This is a genomic window from Draconibacterium sp. IB214405 (assembly GCF_033963885.1).
GTDB lineage: Bacteria > Bacteroidota > Bacteroidia > Bacteroidales > Prolixibacteraceae > Draconibacterium.
The window spans coordinates 264,122-284,901 of record NZ_JAXBMA010000006.1; the positions used below are offsets into that span (position 1 = coordinate 264,122).

At 42.1% G+C, this 20,780-nt stretch carries 16 protein-coding genes; 6 read left to right on the top strand and 10 right to left on the bottom strand.

Annotation, left to right across the window (positions count from 1 at the left end; genetic code table 11):
- Window positions 1–100 precede the first annotated feature (100 nt).
- The 3 genes from era to dapF form a co-directional block, all read right to left on the bottom strand.
- Window positions 101–985 carry a GTPase Era gene (gene era / locus SLH46_RS20145; protein WP_320283026.1) on the bottom strand — a complete coding sequence of 295 codons (885 nt, stop codon included), beginning with the start codon at window positions 983–985 and terminating at the stop codon, window positions 101–103.
- 182 nt (window positions 986–1,167) lie between these two features.
- Window positions 1,168–1,938: a polysaccharide deacetylase family protein gene (locus SLH46_RS20150; protein WP_320283027.1), complete on the bottom strand. Its 771-nt coding sequence runs from the start codon at window positions 1,936–1,938 to the stop codon at window positions 1,168–1,170.
- Window positions 1,935–2,798, bottom strand: coding sequence for a diaminopimelate epimerase (gene dapF / locus SLH46_RS20155; protein ID WP_320283028.1), 864 nt, complete (start codon window positions 2,796–2,798; stop codon window positions 1,935–1,937). The genes SLH46_RS20150 and dapF overlap by 4 nt, the downstream gene beginning before the upstream one ends.
- Before the next feature lie 168 nt (window positions 2,799–2,966).
- On the opposite strand from dapF, the gene SLH46_RS20160 reads away from it, so the two are divergent.
- The gene (locus SLH46_RS20160; protein ID WP_320283029.1) at window positions 2,967–4,196 is read left to right on the top strand and encodes an LL-diaminopimelate aminotransferase; all 1,230 of its coding nucleotides are present in this window, start codon (window positions 2,967–2,969) and stop codon (window positions 4,194–4,196) included.
- 107 nt (window positions 4,197–4,303) lie between these two features.
- On the opposite strand, the gene SLH46_RS20165 is transcribed toward SLH46_RS20160, so the two are convergent.
- Window positions 4,304–5,506, bottom strand: a complete 1,203-nt coding sequence (locus SLH46_RS20165) for a pyridoxal phosphate-dependent aminotransferase (RefSeq protein ID WP_320283030.1) — start codon at window positions 5,504–5,506, stop codon at window positions 4,304–4,306.
- A gap of 236 nt (window positions 5,507–5,742) precedes the next feature.
- Between SLH46_RS20165 and ald the strand changes: the two genes are divergently transcribed.
- The 5 genes from ald to SLH46_RS20190 all read left to right on the top strand — a co-directional run bounded on the left by ald (window position 5,743) and on the right by SLH46_RS20190 (window position 11,189).
- Window positions 5,743–6,855 (top strand): alanine dehydrogenase, encoded by a 1,113-nt coding sequence (gene ald / locus SLH46_RS20170; protein WP_320283031.1) that lies wholly within the window; start codon window positions 5,743–5,745, stop codon window positions 6,853–6,855.
- 306 nt (window positions 6,856–7,161) lie between these two features.
- A complete protein-coding gene (locus tag SLH46_RS20175; RefSeq protein ID WP_320283032.1) occupies window positions 7,162–7,971 on the top strand; it encodes an ion transporter in 810 nt (269 codons plus the stop codon).
- Window positions 7,972–8,101: 130 nt separating this feature from the next.
- Entirely contained in the window at window positions 8,102–8,896 is a 795-nt protein-coding gene (locus tag SLH46_RS20180) for a thymidylate synthase (RefSeq protein ID WP_320283033.1), read from the top strand.
- A 12-nt stretch (window positions 8,897–8,908) separates the two neighbouring features.
- A complete protein-coding gene (locus SLH46_RS20185) occupies window positions 8,909–9,412 on the top strand; it encodes a dihydrofolate reductase (protein WP_320283034.1) in 504 nt (167 codons plus the stop codon).
- A 37-nt stretch (window positions 9,413–9,449) separates the two neighbouring features.
- Window positions 9,450–11,189 carry a M14 family zinc carboxypeptidase gene (locus tag SLH46_RS20190; protein WP_320283035.1) on the top strand — a complete coding sequence of 580 codons (1,740 nt, stop codon included), beginning with the start codon at window positions 9,450–9,452 and terminating at the stop codon, window positions 11,187–11,189.
- Between the two features lie 40 nt (window positions 11,190–11,229).
- Here SLH46_RS20190 and SLH46_RS20195 read toward each other — a convergent pair whose 3' ends face one another.
- The 6 genes from SLH46_RS20195 to dnaE all read right to left on the bottom strand — a co-directional run bounded on the left by SLH46_RS20195 (window position 11,230) and on the right by dnaE (window position 20,672).
- Window positions 11,230–11,895, bottom strand: a complete 666-nt coding sequence (locus tag SLH46_RS20195; RefSeq protein WP_320283036.1) for an inorganic pyrophosphatase — start codon at window positions 11,893–11,895, stop codon at window positions 11,230–11,232.
- Window positions 11,896–12,090: 195 nt separating this feature from the next.
- On the bottom strand, window positions 12,091–13,722 hold the full coding sequence (locus SLH46_RS20200) for a glycoside hydrolase family 9 protein (protein ID WP_320283037.1): 1,632 nt from the start codon (window positions 13,720–13,722) through the stop codon (window positions 12,091–12,093).
- Between the two features lie 208 nt (window positions 13,723–13,930).
- The gene (locus SLH46_RS20205) at window positions 13,931–15,469 is read right to left on the bottom strand and encodes a YifB family Mg chelatase-like AAA ATPase (RefSeq protein WP_320283038.1); all 1,539 of its coding nucleotides are present in this window, start codon (window positions 15,467–15,469) and stop codon (window positions 13,931–13,933) included.
- Window positions 15,470–15,535: 66 nt separating this feature from the next.
- Complete coding sequence (locus SLH46_RS20210) at window positions 15,536–16,465, bottom strand: DUF58 domain-containing protein (RefSeq protein WP_320283039.1); 930 nt, start codon at window positions 16,463–16,465, stop codon at window positions 15,536–15,538.
- Between the two features lie 196 nt (window positions 16,466–16,661).
- Complete coding sequence (gene trxA, locus SLH46_RS20215; protein WP_319231368.1) at window positions 16,662–16,979, bottom strand: thioredoxin; 318 nt, start codon at window positions 16,977–16,979, stop codon at window positions 16,662–16,664.
- A gap of 45 nt (window positions 16,980–17,024) precedes the next feature.
- On the bottom strand, window positions 17,025–20,672 hold the full coding sequence (gene dnaE, locus SLH46_RS20220; RefSeq protein ID WP_320283040.1) for a DNA polymerase III subunit alpha: 3,648 nt from the start codon (window positions 20,670–20,672) through the stop codon (window positions 17,025–17,027).
- Window positions 20,673–20,780: the final 108 nt, after the last annotated feature.

The window sequence follows — 20,780 nt, forward strand, 5'->3', positions numbered from 1 at the left end:
CCATTGTTTTCCGGAGGCTTCAATCTCTCCCGACTTGAAAGTCAGGATTAAGGATAGCTCTTTTAATCCTTCGTACTCCGGTCTTCCGACTTCTGACTTTTTAAAATTTATCGTATCCAAATTGTTTCAACTGACCGTCTTTCTCGCGCCAGTCTTTGGCTACTTTCACATACAATTCCAGAAAAATCTTCTTGTCAAAAAACTCTTCTGCATCAGCGCGCGCTTCAGTTCCCACACGTTTTATACTTTTCCCCTGATGCCCAATGATAATTCCTTTCTGGCTATCGCGCGAAACATAAATTACCGTACGGATATTGATAATCTTCTCCTCTTCTTTAAACTCCTCAACTTCCACTTCAACCGAATATGGAATCTCTTTTTGGTAATGCAGAAGGATTTTCTCGCGAATAATTTCCTGCATAAAAAAGCGCTCATTTCGGTCGGTCAACTGATCTTTTGAGAAAAAGGCCGGACCTTCGGGCAAGTGCTCCAAAATACGATCGAAAATAGGCTCGATATTGAATTTCTCCAATGCCGAAATCGGGAAAACATCTGCTCCCGGGAAAGTGTTCGACCAGTGATCGTACAGTTTTAATACTTCCTCCTGGTTCGACAGATCGACCTTATTCAGCAAAACGATAACCGGCATATTCGATTTTCGTACTTTTTCGATGTAGTCCGGATTTTTGTCAATCTTTTCTTTTACATCGGTAACAAAAAGGATAACGTCGGCATCAATCAAAGCCGTGTCAACAAACTTCATCATCGACTCCTGAAGCTTGTAACTGGGCTTCAGAATACCGGGAGTATCGGAATAAACAATCTGGAAATCTTCGCCACTTACAATGCCTTTAATGCGGTGGCGGGTGGTTTGCATCTTCTGGGTGATGATAGACAGTTTTTCGCCTACCAGTGCATTCATAATTGTTGATTTACCCACATTCGGGTTGCCAACAATGTTCACAAATCCTGCTTTATGTGCCATTATTTCAAACTATTAGGTGTTCCTTCCCTTGCGGGAATTCTCTGTTGTTTTCTAAAAAATCGGCACAAAGATAATCTAATTCAACAAATTGTGCTTAAAACGGTATAATATTTTGATTTTCAACGCAAAAGTTTCACACAGGCACTGATTTTCCTGTGTTCTTACGTAGTCCGGAAATCTGATTACTGATTTTCCTTTACGTACTTCATTACATTTATAAAGGAATCGCTGTAAAGCTCATCCCGGTTTTCGCTTACATATTGTAGGAGTTGCTCGTGTACATCGGCAGGGGTATTTAAATAACCGCCGCCCACACTGTGAAACATAAACACCACAATTGTCCCGTTCGTTTTAGCTTCTTCAACTTTTGCAATCAGATCTTCAATCTCCGGATCGGCAGACATAAAACTCGGTGTTTTCCAGGTTTTATATACCTTCATCGTTTTGGGGATGGGACCATCGCAACGGGCGGCCACAAACATATTTTTTACCGAATCGGTAAAATCCACTCCGTTGGCAACAAAATGACTACATGTATAACCGTAAGTCCTTTCTGTATTTCCGTCGACAGCTTTTAATAGGGTATTGGCCGTTTTTAATTCGGCAACAATTTGCTCGGGCGTGTATGTTCTTAAATCATACTCGGCTTTTACCCAGTCCTGTCCGGTTCCGTCGCACGGGTGAAAAAGCGTGTGATTCCCCAACTCGTGCCCGTGTTTTGAGATGGTGTGCCACTCTTCGGTACGGTTATATAAACTTGGTGAATTACCGGTGCAAAAAAATGTCCCCTTTAAATCGTACTCATCTAATTGCGGAACCGCAATATCCAGGTGACAATCCAAACCATCGTCGTAGGTAAAAACAACTGCCGCTTTGGCTCCGTCAGGCCAGCTAAACTGTGCTTTTGCATTAACAACAAAAACACAAAAAACAAAAATCAACAGTACTCTCATAATTCCAGATCTTCGATTAACTCTGCCCCTAAAGTTCCGGTGCCTATCTCGCGAACTTCGCCGGTCATTCTGATTTGCCAGTCTTCATCAATTTCGATGGCCAACTCGCCACCCGGCATTTTTATGGTTAGGTTCCGATCTGTTAAACCTCTCTTCACCACCGTACACGCAACTGCACACGACGAACTTCCTGATGCCAAAGTCCATCCTGCGCCGCGTTCCCAAATCATAATTTCCACTTCATTTCGTGAAATTACTTTGGCAAACTGCACGTTTATGCGGTTCGGGAACATCGGGTGATTTTCAATATCCGAGCCATAGTTTTTAATTTCTTCTTCGTACAACTCATCCACTAAAATCACACAATGTGGGTTGCCCACCGAAACACAATTAATCTGAAAAGTTTTATCGTGTAAAGGCAGCGATTCGTCAATACATTCTTCCTGTTCAAGGTTTACAGGAATTTTTTCTGCCTCAAAAATGGCCTGGCCCATATCTACTTTAATCATATAGGCTTTGTTGCTTTTTTCTTCCATGATCTCCGCACGAACAAGTCCGCCGGGAGTTTCAATGCTAAAACTTTTTTCAGTGGTAAAACCGTGGTCGTACAAATATTTCGAAAAAATACGAAGTCCGTTCCCGCTCTTTTCTGCCTCCGATCCATCAGGATTAAGAATACGTAAACCAAAGTCAGCTTTGTCGCTTGGTACCTTTAAAAGAATACCATCGGAGCCAATACCAAAGTGCACATCGCAAATACGAATAATGGCTTTTTCAGTTAATTCGAAACTTATGTCTTCCTGATTTAAAACGATATAATCATTCCCCAGACCGTGTGATTTTACAAAGAAATTTTGCATCGCGAATATTTTTTTGTCAAAATTAACAGACTTTCGATAAACCCAAACTGTCTTCTTGCATTAAATTAATCTAAATAGGCATTAAGGCATCAGGCTGCAAAAATACATGCCAAGAGTTTTTTCTATCTTTACACTTTCAATTTGGAAAACATTATACAATAGACAGATATGGCACTTATTAATGAAAATTACCTGAAACTTCAGGCGGGTTACCTTTTCCCGGAAATTGGGCGCAGAGTTAGCGAATTTATTGAAGCTAATCCCGATAAAAAAGTAATTAAAATGGGTATTGGCGACGTGACCCAACCGTTGGTTCCAAGCGTTGTAAAAGCTTTTCACGAAGGCGTTGACGAAATGGCCGCCGGTGAAACTTTTAAAGGTTACGGACCTGAACAAGGTTATGCTTTCCTTCGCGAAGCTATTGCAAAAAATTCGTTCCAGGACAAAGGAATCGAAATTTCTGCCGATGAGATTTTTGTATCAGACGGCTCGAAATGCGACACCGGAAATATCCAGGAGATTTTTGGCAACGACAATAAAATTGCGATTTGCGATCCGGTTTACCCGGTTTATGCCGACACAACTGTAATGAGCGGTAAAACCGGTGTTTGCCAATCGAACGGATACTACGAGGGAATTATTTACATGCCTTGTACAAAAGAAAACCACTTTATTCCTGAGCTTCCTACTGAAACTCCGGATTTGATCTTTCTTTGCTACCCAAACAATCCAACAGGAACAGTAGCATCAAAAGAAGAGTTGAAAAAGTGGGTTGATTATGCCATCGAAAAAAATGCCATCATTCTTTACGATGCAGCTTACGAAGCTTTTATCACTGAAGATGGAATTCCTCATTCGATCTACGAAATTGAAGGCGCGAAAAAAGTGGCTATCGAATTCCGAAGCTTCTCAAAAACAGCTGGTTTTACCGGAACACGTTGTGCCATCACCGTTATTCCTAACGAGTTGGTAGCCTACGATTCAGCCGGCAAAGCTCACCAGGTAAAAACATTGTGGAACCGTCGTCAATCGACTAAATTCAACGGTGTATCGTACCCGGTTCAGAAAGCTGCGGCAGCTACTTATTCTGAAGAAGGAAAGAAAGAAATTGCTGAAGTAATTGCTTATTACCTGGAGAACGCGAAAATCATGCGCGAAAGCCTGGCAGAAATTGGCTACGAAGTTTACGGCGGTGTTAACGCTCCTTATGTTTGGGTGAAGACTAAAAACGGTATGACATCGTGGGATTTCTTCGATAAAGTATTAAACGAAGCAAATATTGTTGGAACACCGGGCTCAGGTTTTGGACCCTCGGGTGAAGGTTATTTCCGCTTTTCAGCTTTTGCCGATCGCGAAAATGTGCTGGAAGCAATGGACAGAGTTAAAAACTTGCAATAGTTTCCGCTTCCCGAATCATAGGAAAACGGAGCAAATAAAAATCCGGTTTGAAAATTCAAACCGGATTTTTTTATATCGTTTTGTAAATCAATTTACACCATTAAATATTAGCGGCTTTTTCTTCCCGGATAAACCTTTAGTGCTTCGCTCAGGATTTTCAAACTAATTGCCAAATCAGCTTTATTCAATACGTAAGCAATCCGAACCTCATCCTGCCCTTTGTCCGAGCCGGTGTAAAAACCTGACGCGGGTGCTAAAAATATAGTTTGTCCTTCGTACTGGTATTCGGCAAGCAGCCACTCGCAGAATTTATCAGCATTATCAACCGGAAGACGTGCAACGGTATAAAATGCGCCCATAGGGATGGGTGAATAAACACCGTCGATGCGATTCAATCCGTCAATCAAAAACTTACGGCGCTGTACGTATTCGTTGTAGTTGTTCAGCATATATTCAGGATCGGCATCCAGTGAAGCTTCAGCTGCAATTTGTCCGATTAGTGGCGGACTTAAACGTGCCTGGCAAAACTTCATCACATTCTTTTTAACGGCTGCATTTTTAGTAATCAGCGCACCAATCCGCAATCCACACTCACTGTAGCGTTTTGATACTGAATCAACCAGCACCACATTCTGCTCAATTCCTTCTAAGTGAAAAGCCGAGATGTAAGGAGCTCCGGTATAACAAAATTCGCGGTAAACCTCATCCGAGAACAAATACAAATCGTACTTTTTAACCAGGTCGCGAATGGCATTCATTTCCTGCTGCGTATACAAATAACCGGTTGGATTATTTGGGTTGCAGATCATGATCCCCTTTGTTTTTGGAGTGATCAACTTCTCGAATTCTTCGATCGGAGGCAGCACAAATCCTTCCTCAATATCACCGGCAATCGATTTAATTTTCGCCCCGGCCACAATAGCAAATGCTTCGTAGTTGGCATAAGCCGGCTCCGGAACAATAATTTCATCACCTGGATCGAGGCAACTCATAAATGCAAAAGTTACTGCTTCGCTACCACCCGATGTAATTATAATATCGTCGGCGTTTACGTCGATATCAAATTTATGATAGTATTTCGCCAGTTTCTGACGAAACGAAAGAATTCCTTCACTTGGCGTATACTCCAGAATTTCCCGGTCGATCGACCGGATTGCCGCCAATGCTTCAGGAGGGGTGGGCAAATCGGGTTGACCGATATTTAAATGGAACACTTTAACTCCCTTCTCTTTAGCCTGATGCGCTAACGGAGCTAATTTCCTGATTGGAGAATCAGGCATAATCCTTCCTCTGTCTGATACTGTCGGCATGTTGTAAAATATATTTTAAAAGAAAGCAAAGATAAGATTATCAATCTGAAATCAACAATCTAAAATTTCAGACAAATTAATATCTTATTGGAAACTTAACTTCCAATTTATTGTGTTATGATGTCATACATGTTACTTTTGTCATAAATTGTTCTAAATCCTGAGAATTTATCATGTTTTAGTGAGAAATAGTGGTCTATTTTTGCCCTCAGGAAAAAACTCAAATATTTTAAGTAATGATAATTGGTGTACCAAAGGAGATTAAAAATAACGAAAACCGCATCGCATTAACACCTGCGGGTGCCGCGGAGTTGGTAAAACGTGGTCATGATGTTTACGTTCAAGCCGGAGGTGGCTTGGGTAGTGGTTTTCAGGATGAGGATTATGTAGGTGCCGGAGCAAAAATGCTTCCAACCATCGAAGATGTGTATGGCATTGCAGAAATGATCATCAAAGTAAAAGAACCGATTGAAGAGGAATACAAGCTGATAAAAGAAGGCCAAATTCTTTATACTTATTTCCACTTTGCATCATGCGAGCCGTTAACACATGCAATGATTGAAAACAAATCGATCTGTTTGGCTTACGAAACTGTTGAATTACCAGACCGTTCGCTACCATTGCTTGTTCCTATGAGTGAAGTTGCCGGTCGTATGTCGGTTCAGGAAGGTGCAAAATACCTGGAGAAAACTTACGGAGGTTATGGTGTACTTTTAGGTGGTGTTGCCGGAGTTCTTCCTGCTAAAGTTCTGATTATTGGTGGTGGTATTGTTGGTACCGAAGCAGCAAAAATGGCTGCAGGATTGGGTGCTGATGTTACAATTATGGATGTATCGTTGAAACGTCTGCGTTACCTCGATGATATTATGCCAGCCAACGTTAAAACAATGATGAGTAACGAATACAACATTCGCGAAATGGTTAAGTCGCACGATGTAATTATTGGTGCAGTACTTATTCCTGGTGCAAAAGCTCCGCATTTGGTTACCCGCGACATGTTAAGCACAATGAAACCGGGTACTGTTTTGGTTGACGTTGCTGTTGATCAGGGTGGATGTTTCGAAACAACACATGCTACAACTCATGCCGATCCTACTTTTGTAATCGACGATGTATTGCACTACTGTGTTGCCAACATGCCGGGAGCAGTGCCACGCACTTCTACCATTGCATTAACAAACGCTACACTTCCATACGCAATTCAGATTGCTGAAAAAGGATGGAAACAAGCTTGTATCGACAACGAGCCTTTACGCAAAGGATTAAATGTTGTTGATGGTAAAGTGGTTTACCAAGGTGTTGCCGAGGCATTCGACTTACCATACGAAAACGTAGAAACCGTTCTATAAAAACCGATTCGCAATATTTTCTAAAGCCTTTCCTTTTTAGGGAAGGCTTTTTTTATGAAACCACCAGGCGTTGAACAACTCTCTTTCCATATCATCCTCCGGCTTCCTTCGTCAGCCACCTCCTTAAAAGGAGGATCGACGATATACCACTTTATTTGTTTAATACAAATTCCCCTTTGAAGGGGAAAAGAAGGGGATGAACGAATACTTATCTTCCTTTTGGTGACATCCGGCAAAATCGAATGATATTATGCGCTCACCTGAATTCCACTGATATTTGTATATTTATTCGGAATATTTGTAGCAATGAGCAAAACCAGACAAAAGATCTACGAAATTATTTTTGAAGCTGACACACCGGGCGGTAAACTTTTTGATGTGGCATTGCTATTTGTAATTCTCATTAGTGTTGTGCTGGTGATGCTCGAAAGTGTTCCTGAAATTCGGCAGAACCACCAGCAACTGCTTCGTATTCTTGAGTGGGCCATTACCATCATTTTTACCATTGAATACATATTACGCATTGCTATTATCAATAAACCGTTCCGTTACATCTTCAGTTTTTATGGCATAATCGATCTGCTATCGGTTTTACCAACCTACATCGGATTAATCGTTGTTGGATCGCACAGTTTGGTGGTAATTCGTATTCTTCGTTTGCTTCGTGTTTTCCGTATTTTAAAACTTACACGATACACGCAGGCCGGGAGAACGTTGGCCAAAGCCCTTTGGAACAGCCGCGAAAAGATCAGTGTTTTTATCTTTTTTGTAACCATGCTGGTTATTATAATTGGTACGATAATGTACCTGGTTGAAGGACCGGAACACGGTTTCACCAGCATCCCGAAAGGAATATATTGGGCCATTGTTACGCTTACCACTGTTGGTTATGGCGACATCAGCCCCGGAACACCAATGGGCCAATTTTTTGCCAGCATTGTAATGATTATGGGTTACGCAATTATTGCCGTTCCAACGGGAATTGTTACCGCCGAAATCATAAATCCTACCATCGAAAAAAACACCCAGGTTTGCCCGCAATGCCTGCATTCATCGCACGATGACGATGCCGTTTTCTGCAAAAAATGCGGCTCCAGAATCAATCCCGAAGAGTAGCATTCAGCTGAAATCGATTTCCTTTTCTGGAACTCCCGTTAGTAACCTCATAACAATTGTGAATATTTAGGTGTTTTATTCCTGATGCATATTTTTTTGAAAGTTTATTTTTGTGGGAAATATTTGAAAAATGAGGCAGTATTTAGATTTGTTGGAGACGATTTTGGAGAAAGGAACGGTGAAGGAAGACCGTACAGGAACAGGAACGATCAGTCGCTTTGGACATCAGATGCGTTTTGACCTGAACGAAGGTTTTCCGATGGTGACAACAAAAAAACTGCACTTAAAATCAATCGTTTACGAACTGCTTTGGTTCCTAAAAGGCGATACCAATGTAAAATACCTGCAGGATAACGGGGTACGTATTTGGAACGAATGGGCCGACGATGATGGCAACCTCGGACACATTTACGGCTACCAGTGGCGTAGCTGGCCAACACCCGATGGCGGCCACATCGACCAGATAACACAGGTAATTGATGCGATAAAAAACAACCCGGATTCGCGACGTCATTTGGTAAGCGCCTGGAATGTTGGAGAGCTCGACAAAATGAACTTGCCACCCTGCCACATTCTGTTTCAGTTTTATGTGGCCGACGGAAAATTATCGTGCCAGCTATACCAACGAAGTGCCGATGTATTTTTGGGCGTTCCGTTTAATATTGCTTCGTACGCACTACTCACTATGATGATGGCGCAGGCCTGCGGCCTGGAATACGGTGATTTTGTACATACGCTTGGCGATGTTCACATTTATTCCAACCACATTGAACAGGTAAAATTGCAGCTAACACGCGAACCATATCCGCTGCCAACCATGAAAATAAATCCGGATGTGAAGAACATTTTCGATTTTAAATTCGAAGATTTTGAGCTGGTTGGTTATCAATCGCACCCACACATTAAAGGAGTAGTTGCCGTTTAAAAATTAGTAAGAATGACAAATAATATCCAAAAAAATATCTCGATAATAGTTGCTATTGCCGAGAACTTTGCCATTGGCAAAAACAACGACCTACTGTTTCATTTACCAAACGATCTGAAACATTTTAAAGAAATTACCAGTGGACATACAATAATAATGGGTCGTAACACTTTGTTATCGTTGCCCAAATGGCCACTGCCAAATCGCCGGCACATTGTAATAACCGACAAACAGGATGATGTCTTTCCGGGTTGTGAAACGGTTTTCTCCATCGATGAAGCCATTGAAAAAGTAAAAGACGAAACGGAAGCTTTCATCATTGGCGGAGGAATGATCTACAAACAGTTCTTCCCCATTGCCGGCAAACTTTACCTCACGCTTGTTCACCAACCTTTTGATGCCGACACTTATTTCCCAAAGGTTAATTATTCGGAATGGAATGAAGTAAATCGTGAAGATTTCTACGACGAAAAGAACGATTTTAATTATTCTTACGTGGATTTAGAACGAAAATAATTTTGTGCCTGTAGCTTAGCTACTCAAATTTTACATCATGAGAAAAAAAACTGCTTTGGTTGTAGCACTGTGCGCTATCAACCTGTTTTTGTTTGCCCAAAAACCACTGCTAAATCTGAAGTACGAGGAAAATTACACGCCAACCTACGACGAGGTAATTGACCTGTTCCAACTGCTCGATTCGAAGTATGAAAATGCGACATTTATTGAAAATGGTACTACCGATATCGGGAAACCACTTCATACTTTTATCATAAACAGCGAGCCGGAATTTAACCCTGAAAAAATTAAAGCTCAGGGAAAATCTGTACTGCTTATCAACAATGGAATTCATCCGGGCGAACCGGAAGGAATTGATGCCTGTCTGCAATTTGCCGACGATATTCTGCGTAATAAAAACGGAATGAAAAAGTGGCTCGACAACACAGTAATTGTTATCATTCCTGTTTACAACATTGGCGGACATTTAAACCGCGGAAAATACAACCGGGCCAACCAGCCAACGCCCTACGAAACAGGTTTTCGGGGAAATGCCAAGAATCTGGATCTGAACCGCGACTGGACCAAGTGCGACTCGAAAAATGCCCTGTCGATCAATAAAATTTTCAACGAATGGGATCCTGATGTTTTTCTGGATACCCACACAACCAATGGTTCCGACCATCAATATAGCGTTACCTTGATTACGCCGTTCCCCGATTATTTTCCACCTGCCCAGGAAGAATTTCTGCGGAGCCAGATGATTCCCGATCTGTTTGAAAAAATGGATGAAGGCGAGTATAAACTCACACCATATGTAAACTGGATAAATCACGATCCGCTGGCCGGCATCCTGCTTTGGCAAGATTCGCCAAGATACTCGTCGGGTTATGCGAGCCTGTTTAACTGCTACGGAATGATGACTGAAAACCACGTGTATAAAGATTTTGCAGACCGCGTAAAATCATGCTACCAGTTTATAACCGCATTGAGTGAGTTCACTTCTGAAAATTCGGAAGAAATTATTTCAAGCCGCCAACAGGGAAAAGAGGAATTGCTGCAGTTAAAATCCTATCCGATCACCTACAAGGTCGACACTACCCAATACAGCACATTTACTTTTGATGGGTACGAAACAAGCCAGGAAATTATCGACAAAGTTACCGGCTTGCCTCGTTTTGGCTACGACCGTTCGAAACCATTTTCGAAAGAGATCCGCTACTACGATGTATACAATACCGTTGATGAAATTTCTATCCCTGAATACTATGTTCTTCCACAGGCCTGGACCGAAGTAATTGAACGATTACAATTGAACGGAATAGAAATGGTTCCACTCAAAAATGATACAGTGATGGAAGTTGTTGTAGATTATATCGATGAATATTCAAGTCCGAAAAATCCATTTAACGGTCATTATATGCATAACGAAGTAACTACCCGCAGCGAGACACAACAAATCAGCTATTATGCCGGCGACCTGTTAATTCCGGTTCGTCAGGATAGAATGAAATATATTTTAGAAATGCTGGAGCCCAAAGCAATGGATTCATTTTTCCGCTGGAACTTTTTTGATTCAATTCTTGATCAGCGTGAATATTTCTCGTCGTATGGATTTGAAGAAAACGCTTTGAAGTATTTAAACGAGCACCCGGAGTTCAAAAAGCAGTTGGAAGAAAAACGCAAAGCTGATCCGGAATTTGCAAAGAATCACCGGGCACAGTTGAACTACATTTACAGCAACACCGAATGGGCTGAAAAAACCCTTAAACGTTACCCCGTAGCAAAAATTTATTAAAAGTAAAAGAGCCTGATTTTTTGAAATCAGGCCCTTTTATTTATGAAAGTAGTTTGCCTAAATTGGCGAACTTGTTGTTATAATCTTCAACCGAAAGTTTAATAACTTCAATCGCCTCATCGTGCCCGTAGGTTGCCGCAATTTCGGTGTTCGAATCAACACCCGGCATGTCTTTATAAGTAAGGAAATAGTGCTCCAATCGCTGGATTACAATTTCAGGTACCTGCGATACATCTGTAAAATGACCATAAACTGTGTCGTTATCCAAAACAGCAATAATTTTGTCATCTGCCTGATCGCCGTCGATCATTCGGAAACCACCAATCGGACGTGCAGTTACCAGCAAGTCACCATGTGCCAGGTCCTTTTCGGTTAGCACACAAATATCAATCGGATCGCCATCGCCTTTAATGTTTTTCCGATTCACTTTCTCTGAACAATATTCACCCACTTTTATACCGCAATAGGTCTGCGGAATAAAACCATATAAAGCAGGAACAACATTCGAGAATTTTTGCGGCCTGTCAACACGCAGGTAACCGCTATCTTTATCAATTTCGTATTTTACCGTGTCGGTTGAAACCACTTCGATAAAAGCGGTTAGTTCTTCGGGGGCATTTTCGCCAATTGAGACGCCGTGCCAGGGGTGCGATTTATAACGCAATCCCATCAGTCGTCCAATAGGATCGGAAAGTCTGTCTACCATCTTAGTTAAATTATGTTTTACTATCTCAAACCAATAGTACGACATTTAGTTCATACTATCCGCAACAAAGGTGATTAAATTTTTATTACGCAACAACATGCGAAACATTTAATCGAGAGCATGCGATTGAACAGTTTGATCCATATTCGTATATCAAGTACTATTTTCGCAGAGTAGTTCCGATCGACAGGACACTTAATAACTTACAAATCCGGCGAGGGCATAAACCAGTGCAGCCTGCCAGTTTATTGCAATTTCGTTATGGCTATATGATTCCTGTTTATCTACCCAATCGGTTGCTGAATGGCCGCCACCAACAAGATAACCCGGCCACGGCGCATCAATATTATCGGCTCCAGAGCGTCGGTCGTGCGGATGCATTGGCGGGTTAATTCCCAAGCCCGTAACAAATGATCGATTATAATAATTCTTTCCAAAAATATGATCGACGATACCAATTGCGGTCTCCTTGTATTTTGGGTTTGGCTGAATAAGATTCGCCACCTGCAGGTTTACCGTTTGGCGGGCAACTGTTCCATTGCAACCCCAGTAATACCGACCTCCAAGTGCACGTGAATACACATCCGTTTTTCCCTTTTCAACAATGGCGTCAGCATTGGCAATGATGTTCTCCTTTATCGTTTTTTCTACTTCCGGATTTTTTCCTTGACGTGAAGAGAGAGCGTAGGAATACATTGCCAGGTTCGATACATTTTGCCAGTCCCAGTCTTCTTTTATTTCATAATCGATGGCTGCTGCACGTTTTTCAAAATCCTGCAAACAGCTTTCATCGCCAGTGGTTGCCCAAAGTTCGGCAGCGGCCCATAAACGATCATCCTCATCTTTCGACTGATAACCTCCCGTTTTAAAATCACCCTGCTGAAAACGTTTGTACCCGGGATTTTCCTGCAAAAACTTATAGCTCACCCATGCAGCGTCCAAACATTTTTTTGCGTAATCGGCATCGTACGGTTTAAAGTAGCGCGCTGCCATGGCCATTATCCCCACAAAATCAGCTGTTGCTGCCGAACTCCATTCGGTAAAATATCGTTTTTCATCATCGTCGCTGGCCATTATAAATCCGGAAAAGTTTTTTCGGGTTAGTTTATGCGAAACCTTGCCCGAACCATCGGGATACTGCATTTTTAATATCCAGTCGGTCTCCCATTTTAATTCCTGCAGAAAATCGGGAAATCCGGGTGCCGTTTCAGGAATATCCAATTCCATTTTTTCGAGCTGAGGTTGAAAATGTTCCCACGCATAAAATAAAACTCCAAGTGAAATTCCTGCATTTACCACATATTTTCCATGGTCGCCGGCATCGTGCCAACCACCTGTTCCATCGCGTTTCGAACCTTTCTTCCCTATGTAATCTTTGTAGGCATCATCTAAATGACAAACATCCTGATGATAATGATTGCCGGCAAATTCGCCATCAACAGCCATTCCGCAGCGCCATAAATAAAAAGCACGCATACTTGTTACTGCCGCAAAATTAAAAGCATCGTTTGCGATTTTGAATTCACCTGACCTACCAACTCCGGGAACTTCCAGATAATAATTACCAGGTTTTTGCAGAGCTGAAAAATCAACGTTCCAAACTTCCTGATCTACATCTTTCTGATATTTTGGCCCTGTGGTTTTACCTTCAAAAACAATGTCTCCGGTATCAATTGAAACGACTTTAAACGAAGTGCAGGATTGCGGAACAACAGCTGTTTTTGGGCCATCAGTTAGAAAACCCAGTGAGTTTAAATGGATGTTCTGTGCGAATAGCGATGTGGTAATGCTCATGCATAAGAGCACCAAAAGAACAGGCTTCTTCATTTTGTGGTTTTATTGATTTAGAGTACTAAGATATAAAATTAGCTTATTGTTTAAAAGACAGAGTGTATGATAAAGTCCGGGGCTGTATATGTTACGTCCATACAGCCCCGGACACATTCTATTCGCTAAGCGGTTACAAACCGCTGATCCCTAATATCATTCTGCGCAAATCAAAAAAATCAGTGTTATCAGCGTTCCAACACGAGATCTACCCACCCCAATTCTCGCGATCCAGACTTCGATAATGAATGGCTTCCGAAAGATGATCGGCCTGTACATTCTCCTGGCCTTCGAGATCGGCAATAGTACGCGCCACTTTTAAAATACGATCGTACGCACGGGCTGAAAGACCGAGCCGGTCCATGGCATTTTTAATCAGGTTGTTGCTTTCTTCGTCCAGCACCACGTATTCGCGTATCAGTTTTGAGGTCATTTGTGCATTGGCATAAACACCCTGATGTTCCGCAAAACGTTTCTCCTGAATTTTTCTAGCCGTCAGTACGCGTTCTCGCACAGCCTCACTATTTTCAGAAGACTCCATTTCCGAGAGTTTTTTGAATGGCACAGGAACAACTTCAAGATGAATATCGATGCGATCAAGCAGTGGCCCCGATATTTTATTGAGGTACTTTTGCACCACACCCGGCGCACAAACACACTCTTTTGTGGGATGATTGTAATAACCACACGGACACGGATTCATGGAGGCCACCAGCATAAAACTTGCAGGGTACTCCACCGAAAATTTGGCTCTCGAAATGGTAATATTCCGGTCTTCAAGTGGCTGGCGCATCACTTCCAAAACCGTACGTTTAAACTCCGGCAATTCATCCAGAAACAAAACGCCATTATGTGCCAATGAAATTTCTCCCGGCTGGGGATAGTTTCCGCCACCAACTAAAGCTACGTCAGAAATCGTGTGATGCGGACTTCGAAAAGGACGGCGAGTCATCAGCGAAGTCTCTTTATCGATTTTCCCCACTACCGAGTGAATCTTGGTGGTTTCGAGTGCCTCTTTTAATGAAAACGGCGGTAGCACCGTAGGAATACGTTTCGCCAACATCGTCTTTCCAGATCCGGGTGGCCCGACCAAAATTATATTATGTGAGCCAGCTGCCGCAATCTCCAGTGCCCGTTTTACATTTTCCTGTCCTTTTACATCTGAAAAATCGAGTGGATTATTATTGACTTGTTCATAAAACTCAGCTCTTGTATCGATTATGGTTTGCTCAAGATCGCCTTCACCGTTTAAAAAGTCGATCACCTCTTTAATATTTTCGGCACCAAAAACTTTCAACCGATCTACCACAGCAGCTTCGCGTGCATTTTGTTTGGGCAGAATAAAACCTTCAAATTCTTCCTTCCGCGCATTTATTGCAATTGGTAGTACGCCTTTTATGGGTTGCAAAGCTCCATCAAGCGACAGTTCACCCATTAAAACATACTTCGATAATTTATCGTGATTAATTTGACCCGATGCGGCCAAAACAGCGGCAGCCAGCGGCAAATCGTAAGCCGATCCTTCTTTGCGAATATCGGCCGGAGCCATGTTAATGATGATTTTCTTTTTGGGCCATTTGTAACCATTTAAGCGCAACGCCGATTCAATTCGTTGCTGACTTTCTTTTACAGCACTGTCGGGAAGGCCAACAAGCAGGAATTTAATTCCGGTGGTTACATCAACTTCAATGGTAATAGTGGTTGCATCGATACCAAAGACTGCGCTTCCGAAGGTTTTAACTAACATAAACGGGGATTTAGTTTAATATTAGTTAAATGTAGTAAAAAGCACAGAGAATTAAAAGGTTAGCTACTAGTACAGTTTTTTGCGTTTAACGAGGTACGAAAACAATACTTCTTTAAAATCTTTGTTAATGTCGGCTTCGGCCAAATCGATCTGGTATTGTCCGCATTTTACTTTTAGGTCCTCGAAGTAGTCGCTAACCGTATTGGTATAATGCTCTTTTATTTCCCACGGATTAAACTTAACAACCTGCCCGCTTTCCAGGTCGACAAACTTGTGCGGACGGTTTCCAAAATCAAATTCACGCTCCAACGAATGATCGGTTACATGAAAAAGAATAACCTCGTGTTTGTTGTAGCGCAAGTGCTGCAAAGCCGAAAATAATTCCTCGTTTTTCGAACTGTCGAGCATGTCGCTGAAAATAATTACCAGCGACCGTTTATGAATATTTTCGGCAATTTGATGAAGAACTTGTGTTGTATTGGTGGTTTTTCGCAAACTAGCATTTTCGGGCTGAATAAGCTCCGAAAGTTTTCCGTACATCACCTCGGCATTTACGGATGAAATTCGTGGTGAAGAATGGAACTCAATTTCATCGGAAAAAAGCGTCAGCCCAACGGCATCGCGCTGTTTTCGCATCAGGTAAATAAGCGCGGAGGCGGTGTAAACCGAAAAAGCTAGTTTGTTGTGTAAATGCTTTTTCCCTTTTGTGTAAGGGAACAACATGGATGAAGAAGTATCGACAACGAGTTGGCAACGCAGGTTGGTTTCCTCTTCATATTGTTTTACGAAAAGTTTATCGGTGCGCGCAAACAATTTCCAATCGACGTGTTTGGTCGACTCGCCCTGGTTATATAAGCGGTGTTCAGCAAATTCAACCGAAAATCCATGAAATGGACTTCGGTGCAAACCGGTAATAAAACCTTCAACAACCTCGTGAGCCACCAGCCCAAGATTATCGAAACGGTGAAATTGTTCTATGTCGATCAGGTTCTTCAAAAGGATGAAAAGAAAAACAATGTCGTTTTATTGAACACCCTTCGACTACGCTCAGGGTGACTGTCAGACTGAGCGAAGTCGAAGTCTGGTAATTCAAAATAAAAACTGTCATTTCGGGTAGCAAGAAAGGCCGGATCTTTGAATTAAAAGATTTCTCCTCCTGCGTCGTCGAAATGACAGCTCAGATAAAATGCTATTACAGCAGCGCGTTAAGCTTGTCTACAAAAGCTTGTTTTGGAGCAGCACCAACTTGTTTGTCAACAACTTCTCCGTTTTTCACGAACAATACTGTAGGAATGTTTCTGATTCCATATTTCATTGCAACGTCCTGGTTGTTGTCAACATCAACTTTACCAATCACTGCTTTGCCTTCGTACTCAGCAGACATTTCTTCAACAATCGGTGCAATCATTCTACAAGGGCCACACCAAACTGCCCAAAAATCGATCATAACCGGTTTGTCTGAATTCATTACCAATTCTTCAAAATTGGCATCTGTAATTTCTAAAGCCATATTACTATTTTTTATTGTTGTATATCGTTTGTTTGCTCCACAAAACTAATTAATTCTGTAACTCATATCAGGTTGTTCATCAAAAAAGTTCAGAAAACTATCTAAAGGATTAACCCTTGTTGTTCTTGAAAACATTTCAATGTACATATTGTTCTCCTTGTCGATGATCTGAAACTTCAAATTTGCTTTCCCCTTATGTTCATTCGCCAAATTTTCAATACGTTTTACCATTTCTTCGGTAAGAACACTTAGCGGCATATTAATCGTAATATCTTTCACATAATTGGTTCTTACATCGTCAAGCAACTCAATACTATTTAACTTGTACTCGTAAAAATCGCTATTGAAGCGTTGTTTTACGGAACCACGAACCATGATAAACAACCCGACTTTACAAAATTTACTAAAATTCACATAGTCGTTCCCAAAGAAGAAAAGTTCCTTCGAATCGGTATAATCCGTCAAAGTCATAACGGCATACATATTTCCGTTTTTCGACTGCCCCTCTCGTGCAGCGGTTACCATTCCTCCAAAAGTAAAATCTTTACCCTGGTACTTCGATATGTCGTTATTCAAATCTTTTAAGCCTACATCGCGCGAGCAGAAATTGGTTATCTCCAACTTGTAATCATCAAGCGGATGAGCCGTAAGGTAAATCCCGATCAGGTTTTTCTCCTTCTCGAGCATAATCAATTTTGCCCACTCATCAACTTTTGGGATAGCCGGTTTTTGAATGTCCTGTCCGCCACCCATTCCGCCGAACAAACTTTGCTGAGCACTGTTTGCTTCAAGCTGAACACGGTTACCGTAGCGAATCAGTTTCTCGATAAAATTGGTATCATCATTTTCGTGTTCACCGGCAAAAAAGCAACTGCGATTTACCCCCTCTAAATTTGCGAACGCACCGGCCATTGCCAGCGCCTCGAGGTTCTTTTTGTTAACCGCCTGCAAATTTACATGCTCAACCAGTTCGTATATATTTTTAAAATGACCGCGCTCGTTACGCACATCGATAATATGCTGAACCGCGCCGGAACCAACACCTTTAATAGCGCCCATTCCAAAACGTATATCGCCTTCTTTGTTTGCCGTAAATTTGATAAAACTCTCGTTAACATCCGGGCCAAACACATTTAATTTCATACGTTTACACTCGGTCATCAACTTGGTGATATCAGTAATATTATTGAGGTTTCGGCTAAGGTTGGCAGCCATAAACTCCGCCGGATAATGCGCTTTCAGGAAACCTGTTTGGTAAGCAATGTAAGCGTAACAAACCGAGTGCGACTTGTTAAACGCATACGATGCAAATGCCTCCCAGTCTTTCCAAATCTTTTCAATTACATCGTCGGTCTTTTTGCCTTTGTTTTTACACTCATCAACAAACTGCCGGTTGGCTTTACATCCGTCAACAAACTTTACCTTAAGCTTGTCCATTACAGCCATAATCTTCTTACCCATCGCCTTACGCAGCGTATCCGAGTCACCACGGGTAAAGCCCGCCAGTAAACGCGAGAGTAACATCACTTGCTCCTGGAACACTGTAATACCATAAGTATCACTCAGGTATTCTTCCATCATCGGCACATCGTAATCCACTTTTTGTTTACCGTGTTTACGTGCAATATAATCGGGAATGTACTCCATTGGTCCCGGTCGGTAGAGCGCGTTCATGGCCACGAGGTCTTCAAAGCGGTTGGGCTTCAAATCGCGCAGGTGCTTTTTCATTCCGTCCGATTCAAACTGGAAAATAGCAGTGGTTTCTCCATGACTAAATAGCTCAAAAGTCTTCTCATCATCCAGCGGAATTTGATTGATCGGCACTTCAATTCCTTTCGACAACTTGATGTTTTCCAAACACTCTTTTATAATCGACAGGGTTTTTAGTCCCAGGAAGTCCATTTTCAGCAAACCGATGTCTTCCACAAAACGTCCGTCGTACTGCGTTGTCAACAGATGTTCTTCGTCTTTGGTTGGCATCAACGGAATATGATCGGTCAACGTATCGCGACTGATCAGGATTCCACAGGCGTGCACCCCGGTATTTCGCACCGAACCTTCGAGCTTTTCAGCATAATTCAGTGTATCAACAACCAACGGAATTGGCGAATCTTTTTCCCGTGCCAGGTCGGGACTTTCTTTAAATGCCTTTTTGAAACTCATTTTTGGAGCCTCGGGCACCAACTTCGCCAAACGATCGGCTTCGGGTAATGGCAGCTTTAATACACGAGCCACATCCCTGATCGAAGACTTGGTAGCCATTGTACCAAAAGTACAAATGTGCGCCACCTTATCCTGCCCGTATTTGTCGGTAACATATTCCAGTACCAACTGTCGTCCGTCATCATCAAAGTCGATATCGACATCGGGAAGCGATATACGGTCGGGATTCAGGAAACGCTCAAACAGCAGGTCGTATTTAATCGGATCGATGTTGGTAATTCCGGCGCAATACGACACTGCTGCACCGGCTGCCGATCCACGTCCCGGACCAACAAGTACGCCGTTATCTTTTGCCCAGTTAATAAAATCCTGCGTGATAAGGAAGTAACCGGGATAACCCATCGTTTTAATGGTGTTCAGCTCGAAATCCAGACGGTCTTTTACACTTTTTTCAAGCGGATCGCCATAACGTTCTTTTGCCCCTTCAAAAGAAAGATGTTCCAGAAATGCAGATTCAAGCTTAACACGTATTACTTTGTCATATCCACCTAAACGTTCAAAAGCTGCATCGCCAAACTCCTCGCGCAAGTCAGCTTCTGAATATTTTGCTTTAAAACTTTCTTCCGTTCCGATATTTTCAGGAATAGGGAACATGGGCATAATCGGGGCCCTGTTCAGTTCAAAAGTTTCAATTTTATCTGCTATCTCATTGGTATTTGACAAGGCTTCAGGAATGTCTTTAAAAAGCTCATTCATTTCGGCCTGCGTTTTAAACCACTCTTGTTTGGTATAACGCATCCGGTTCGGGTCGTCGAAATCTTTCCCGGTATTTAAACAGATCAACAAATCATGTGCTTCCGCGTCCGATTCGTTGGTAAAGTGAATATCGTTGGTGGCAATTAATTTAACCCCTAGTCTCTTAGCCAGCGGAACCATCTGTTTGTTCACTTTTACCTGCCAGTCGTAAACCTCTTCGCGCTCGCGTTGCGATTGTGCAGGATGCCGCATCAACTCCAGGTAGTAATCTTCGCCAAACAGGTTTTTATACCAAAGAACCGCTTCCTCGGCACCTTTTATATTGTTGGCCATTATCAACTGCGCAATCTCACCGCCCAAACAAGCCGATGATGCAATCAGTCCTTCGTGATGTTTTTCAAGCAGCTCTTTATCGATACGGGGTTTATAATAAAAGCCGGTAGTAGTAGCTGTTGATATCAGCTTGATAAGGTTGATATAACCAACCCTGTTTTTTGCCAGCAAAATAAGGTGATGCCCCGAGCGGTCGACCTTATCACTTTTATCATTGATTGAACGGGCAGCAACATAAGTTTCACATCCTAAAATTGGTTTAATTTCAGCCTTTGAACAGGCGGCGTGAAACTCCTTAATACCGAACATTGATCCGTGATCGGTTAAAGCCAAAGCCGGCATATTATCCGATTTTGCTTTGCCTACCAGGTCGCCAATGCTGGCAGCTCCGTCGAGAATAGAGTATTGCGAGTGTACGTGTAAATGCGTAAATGGAACCATAAAAACTGTGCTAAAAAAGTTTTTAAAGATACCAATTCTCTCAGCCTTATCCGGGGGATGTTAATAATTTTTGATGGAATTTTTGGAGCAAAAAAAGCCCGATACTTT

Coding starts and splice junctions, on each gene's coding strand:
- trxA (WP_319231368.1), bottom strand. CDS start 16,979: ATGGCTTTAGAAATTACAGATGCCAATTTTGAAGAATTGGTAATGAAT.
- SLH46_RS20185 (WP_320283034.1), top strand. CDS start 8,909: ATGACAAATAATATCCAAAAAAATATCTCGATAATAGTTGCTATTGCC.
- SLH46_RS20180 (WP_320283033.1), top strand. CDS start 8,102: ATGAGGCAGTATTTAGATTTGTTGGAGACGATTTTGGAGAAAGGAACG.
- SLH46_RS20190 (WP_320283035.1), top strand. CDS start 9,450: ATGAGAAAAAAAACTGCTTTGGTTGTAGCACTGTGCGCTATCAACCTG.
- era (WP_320283026.1), bottom strand. CDS start 985: ATGGCACATAAAGCAGGATTTGTGAACATTGTTGGCAACCCGAATGTG.
- ald (WP_320283031.1), top strand. CDS start 5,743: ATGATAATTGGTGTACCAAAGGAGATTAAAAATAACGAAAACCGCATC.
- SLH46_RS20150 (WP_320283027.1), bottom strand. CDS start 1,938: ATGAGAGTACTGTTGATTTTTGTTTTTTGTGTTTTTGTTGTTAATGCA.
- SLH46_RS20195 (WP_320283036.1), bottom strand. CDS start 11,895: ATGGTAGACAGACTTTCCGATCCTATTGGACGACTGATGGGATTGCGT.
- SLH46_RS20165 (WP_320283030.1), bottom strand. CDS start 5,506: ATGCCGACAGTATCAGACAGAGGAAGGATTATGCCTGATTCTCCAATC.
- dnaE (WP_320283040.1), bottom strand. CDS start 20,672: ATGGTTCCATTTACGCATTTACACGTACACTCGCAATACTCTATTCTC.
- SLH46_RS20175 (WP_320283032.1), top strand. CDS start 7,162: ATGAGCAAAACCAGACAAAAGATCTACGAAATTATTTTTGAAGCTGAC.
- SLH46_RS20200 (WP_320283037.1), bottom strand. CDS start 13,722: ATGAAGAAGCCTGTTCTTTTGGTGCTCTTATGCATGAGCATTACCACA.
- SLH46_RS20205 (WP_320283038.1), bottom strand. CDS start 15,469: ATGTTAGTTAAAACCTTCGGAAGCGCAGTCTTTGGTATCGATGCAACC.
- dapF (WP_320283028.1), bottom strand. CDS start 2,798: ATGCAAAATTTCTTTGTAAAATCACACGGTCTGGGGAATGATTATATC.
- SLH46_RS20160 (WP_320283029.1), top strand. CDS start 2,967: ATGGCACTTATTAATGAAAATTACCTGAAACTTCAGGCGGGTTACCTT.